Origin of the sequence: Streptococcus suis, assembly GCF_019794615.1 — a bacterium.
GTDB classification, from domain to species: domain Bacteria; phylum Bacillota; class Bacilli; order Lactobacillales; family Streptococcaceae; genus Streptococcus; species Streptococcus suis_AI.
In genome coordinates this window covers 1-4,473 of the sequence record NZ_JAIMDU010000063.1, presented here as the reverse complement: position 1 = coordinate 4,473, position 4,473 = coordinate 1, and the positions used below count along the sequence as shown (strand labels likewise).

Here is a 4,473-nt window from a genome sequence, read left to right as displayed (position 1 = left end):
CCTTTTTGTGCGCCCTAAATACAAAAACTATTCCCGTCTTGTCATCAACTGCTCAGACGGGAATAGTTTCTTTAGCTGCTTAAATGCTTAACTTAATGACATTGGGCATCAGCCTAGTCCATGATAGATATCGTATACTTCTTGTTTTTTTAGTTGGTAACGTTTGGCTATTTCTTTGATGGCCTGATTGGGTTTCCGACCACCTGCAATTTCCTTTTCTACCTCAGCTTTTAGATCCACTTCTTCAGCTGATGGGCGGTCTTCTTCACGAGCTCCTGCAACAATTATCAGGCATTCTCCCTTAAGCGGGTTTTCTTCAAGATAGGCGAGGAGTTCTGAGATTGAACCTCTTTGGTATTCTTCAAACAGCTTGGTTAACTCCCGAACAATCGTAGCCTGGCGATCACCATAAACCGATAACATATTTTCCAAGGTATCAGCCACACGGTAAGGCGATTCATAAAAAATCTGAGTTTCCGGATAGGCTCTTTTTTCTTGAAAAAATTCCTTTTGTTGTCCTGCTTTCCTCGGTAAAAAACCATAGAAAATATGCGGTTGTGGGGCTAATCCGGATGCGATGAGAGCAGTAATCCCTGCTGAAGCACCAGGTAGGGCAATTACAGGAATATTTTCTTCAATTGCTGCACGTACTAAATCGTGACCAGGATCTGATATGGAAGGCAAACCAGCGTCAGATACTTGAGCAATTGATTGACCAGATTTGAGCCAATCGAGCAAGACAGGAATTTTATCATGAGCATTGTGTTCATGAAAGGAGGTCTGCTTGGTATCAATCTCAAAATGTTTGAGAAGCAAACCTGTGTTCCTGGTATCTTCCGACGCAATGACATCAACTTCTTTCAAGGTCTGAATGGCTCTAAAGGTCATATCCTGCAAGTTTCCAATCGGGGTGGGGACCAGATAGAGGCTCCCGAAGGGCGACTGACCCTTAAATGATTTTTGTAGTTTCATTCTAATCTCGATTCAATAATTCAATACAGAACATACACGGTTCATCATTATCTCTACGTTTGCCGTATTCATAGGTACAGATATGGAAACCATCCTCATAGATATTCTCCAAATTCTCCTTACCAAAGTTTGAAGGCTTGTGTCCTATCTTATCTTCTTTCTCCAAACGCTCACGCAACTTAGAATTTTCCAAGCGTAATCGTGTATTTTCATCAATAACACTTTGAAGATGTTTTTTAATGGCGTCCACATCAGCCAAGGTTGTCAATAAATTTTGTGAAAAATCATCAAGTGCATCAAATAGTTCTTTTTTATCCATTCCTGTCCTTTCAATGATTCGCTTTACATGGTAAGGTATTCTAAACAGTTTTGCAGACTGACATTTGCCTGCCACATTTTCTTGGCTTTCAGGACTGCGTCCATTTTTTCACGAGCTATCATCTCTGTTAATCTTTCTGCAAGTAACAAGCTCAACACATCAAACAAGCGCCCCTGCTCTGCTTTTTCCACCGCTAAAGAAACCAGCATCCCTACTTGTAAATAAGCGCGGTTAGAATCAGTTAAAAGCAATTCTGTAAACTTTTTCGCCTGACCCAGCAAGTCAATAAACGATTTGTTTGTAGCCAGCCTTTTCGCCTCCTCTTGACTAGAAACTAGTCGTGCGATAAGACTTGCTTGAGTTTTCAATAAGCCTTCTTCCTCTAGAATTCTCTCTAAATATGGAAGATTTTGGGGAAATGAGATAATTTGGGTACGACTCTTTATGGTTGGTAAAACAGCTTCTTCTTGATTGGTCAAAAGAAAAATATGGATCGTCGACTGAGGCTCTTCAATAACTTTGAGCAAAGAATTTGCGGCATTCACATGCATTTTCTCAGCATCACGTATGATAAATACTTGCTGGCTAGATTCAAAACCAGACTGTGAGAAGTTCTTGACCAACTCCCGTATCGTATCTGTTTTAATGAAATTACCTTGGGGTGCCACAATGGTCACATCCGAAAAGTCATTTGATTCAATCAACCGACAAGAGCGACACTTTCCACATGGAAGGACACCAACCTTTTCTTGGCAAAACAAAGCTTGACTTAGAAAAAGGGCCATTTCAAAGCTCGCAAAATCACCTGAAAATAAATAAGCATGTGCCAAACGACCTTGTTCTAGAATCGTGACAAATTGCTGATAGACCAGTGGTTGAAGATCTTTTAGTTCCTGAATATTCATACTCTTTCCGAAAACCGTTTCTTAATAACCGCCAGAGCATCCGCAACGACTGATTCCAACGGTTGACTGGCATCAATTTTAACAAATCGCTCAGGTTCTTGTTCCAATAAGCTGAGATAACCTTGACGTACCCGACGGTGCATATCTGCCTTTTCCATATCTAAGCGGTCCACATCACGATCCGCATTGCGGGCAATTCGTGCCAATCCTTCTTCTGTATCAATATCAAAATAGAGGGTCAAATCAGGTTTTAATCCATCTGTCGCAAACTGATTGAGCCAGTTGATATCAGCCACATTGAGACCACGACCAAAACCTTGATAAGCAATTGAGGAATCGATAAAACGGTCAATCAATAGTAATTTTCCTTGAGCCAATGGTGGCAATATCTTCTCTTTTAAATGCTGACGTCGAGCCGCAATAAACAATAACAGCTCCGTTTTGTCATCCATTTCGGTATTTGCAGGATTGAGAATTATATTACGAATCTCTTCTGCAATGGCTACACCACCTGGCTCTCTCGTTGTCACCACTTCAGGTCCCAACTCTTGTAAAGCTGGTAATAATTCCCGTAATACCGTAGTCTTACCAGCTCCATCCGGACCTTCAAATGTAATAAACATTCCTTGTTTCACTGTCTCTACCTTTCGATTTGCTCATTCATAGTTCTTTTTATTTTACCAAAATCTAGCCAAAAAAGCACTTGAAAATTGACTTGTATTTCTTGACCAAATACCGTACAATGTCAATATAGATTTCTAAGGAGAGTGAAAAAGTATGCTACGTTTCAGAAATATTCTGTTGATTGTATTCGGGGCTGGTTTATTTGCCTTTGGTTTGAACTATCTGATCATGCCGAACCATTTATTTGAAGGTGGTGCGACAGGATTAAGTTTGATTGTTTACTATCTTTTTAAGGTGCAACCTTGGGTAATGAACATTGTCATCAATATTCCCTTATTCATCATTGGTTGGAAAATTCTGGGACGAAAAACACTCTATCTGAGCATTCTTGGAACCCTTAGTGTAACCGTTTGGTTAGCCTTATTTGAAAAGGTTCCATTTGCAATTGATTTACACGAAGACCTAATCCTTGTAAGCATCCTTGGGGGGTTGCTCATTGGACTCGGTCTGGGCATTATTTTCCGCTCCGGTGGGACAACTGGTGGTAGTGATATTGTTGCCCGTATCGGTCACAAATACCTCCCCTATTCTATTGGCCAAATTATTTTCGCAATTGATACCATTGTGTTAACACTGATCGTCCTTGTTTTTCAAGATATTCGTCTGGTACTGTATACACTGATGATGGTTGGGATCGCTTCTAAAATAATAGACTTGGTAGCAGATGGTGGATATGGTAGCAAGGGTGTGATGATTGTTTCTGAGAAATCAGAAGAGCTTGCGCAAGCGATTGACCAAAAAATCGAACGTGGTATCACCTTCATAAAGGCGCAAGGTTTTTATAGCAAAACCAATATCAATATGATTTATTCTGTAATCTATAAAAGTCAGTTACAAGAAATGAAAGAGCTGATTCATCAAATAGATCCGCATGCCTTTATCACCATTACAGACGCACATGAGGTACTTGGCGAAGGGTTTACTTTAGATAAGAATAAACAACCTTTGCAACGTGATTAATAAAGCAAATTTAGTTAATAATTGGTAATATAAAAAACACATGAAATCAATGCTTGTAGCAACAAAGATTTTATGTGTTTTTTACTAGCTTTATGCTAAGACTTTTTTATAAAATAAATATACTGTGGCTCTTCTTAACCACCGAGCGATTGGGCAATATGTGCAATATCCATTTTAATCTATCCTTACTTACTTCTCTTTTCAGATATTTTAGTGAGGATTAAGAAAATGATATAAGATACGATTACAATGTAAGACAGAGGTCTCAAATATTCTTTGTCGTAAGTGAGACATGAGTCAATGAACAAGATAATCGCTAACGAAGAGCAACTGATAGCCAGACAAATATTAAAGAAATCAGATTTCATAGGATAACCTCCTTGTTATAAAACAATTATAAATAATTGATGGATTAATAAATGTATTGTAAGTCAATACTGAATGAATCTTTATAAGTTTATAATAGCAAGTATGTATATCTAATACTTAACAAAAATCAAAAATAGCGATATAATAGTATTATGATAAAAGAACTTACCCAGACACAAGTTGAAGAATTAAAGCAAGCACTTAAAGATAAAAATAATGCTCCGCATCATAGAAAAATACAAGCACTCATTCTTTATTCTGAAT

5 protein-coding genes are annotated in these 4,473 nt (G+C 38.4%); 1 reads left to right on the top strand and 4 read right to left on the bottom strand.

Annotated elements, in window-relative coordinates; all coding sequences use genetic code 11:
* Positions 1–108: 108 nt before the first annotated feature.
* The 4 genes from rsmI to tmk are packed head-to-tail and all read right to left on the bottom strand — an operon-like array spanning position 109 to position 2,831.
* Positions 109–972, bottom strand: coding sequence for a 16S rRNA (cytidine(1402)-2'-O)-methyltransferase (rsmI, locus tag K6V43_RS11220; RefSeq protein ID WP_222383136.1), 864 nt, complete (start codon positions 970–972; stop codon positions 109–111).
* Position 973: 1 nt separating this feature from the next.
* Positions 974–1,291, bottom strand: a complete 318-nt coding sequence (gene yabA, locus K6V43_RS11215) for a DNA replication initiation control protein YabA (RefSeq protein WP_024391897.1) — start codon at positions 1,289–1,291, stop codon at positions 974–976.
* Between the two features lie 23 nt (positions 1,292–1,314).
* Positions 1,315–2,196, bottom strand: a complete 882-nt coding sequence (locus tag K6V43_RS11210; RefSeq protein ID WP_024404894.1) for a DNA polymerase III subunit delta' — start codon at positions 2,194–2,196, stop codon at positions 1,315–1,317.
* Positions 2,193–2,831: a dTMP kinase gene (gene tmk, locus K6V43_RS11205; protein WP_160863841.1), complete on the bottom strand. Its 639-nt coding sequence runs from the start codon at positions 2,829–2,831 to the stop codon at positions 2,193–2,195. Before tmk ends, K6V43_RS11210 begins: the two co-directional genes overlap by 4 nt.
* Before the next feature lie 142 nt (positions 2,832–2,973).
* Between tmk and K6V43_RS11200 the strand changes: the two genes are divergently transcribed.
* Entirely contained in the window at positions 2,974–3,840 is an 867-nt protein-coding gene (locus K6V43_RS11200) for a YitT family protein (RefSeq protein ID WP_024391900.1), read from the top strand.
* Positions 3,841–4,473: the final 633 nt, after the last annotated feature.

Bases quoted from the DNA above. Each gene is read 5' to 3' on its own strand.
- K6V43_RS11210 (WP_024404894.1), bottom strand. From the start codon at position 2,196: ATGAATATTCAGGAACTAAAAGATCTTCAACCACTGGTCTATCAGCAA.
- yabA (WP_024391897.1), bottom strand. From the start codon at position 1,291: ATGGATAAAAAAGAACTATTTGATGCACTTGATGATTTTTCACAAAAT.
- K6V43_RS11200 (WP_024391900.1), top strand. From the start codon at position 2,974: ATGCTACGTTTCAGAAATATTCTGTTGATTGTATTCGGGGCTGGTTTA.
- rsmI (WP_222383136.1), bottom strand. From the start codon at position 972: ATGAAACTACAAAAATCATTTAAGGGTCAGTCGCCCTTCGGGAGCCTC.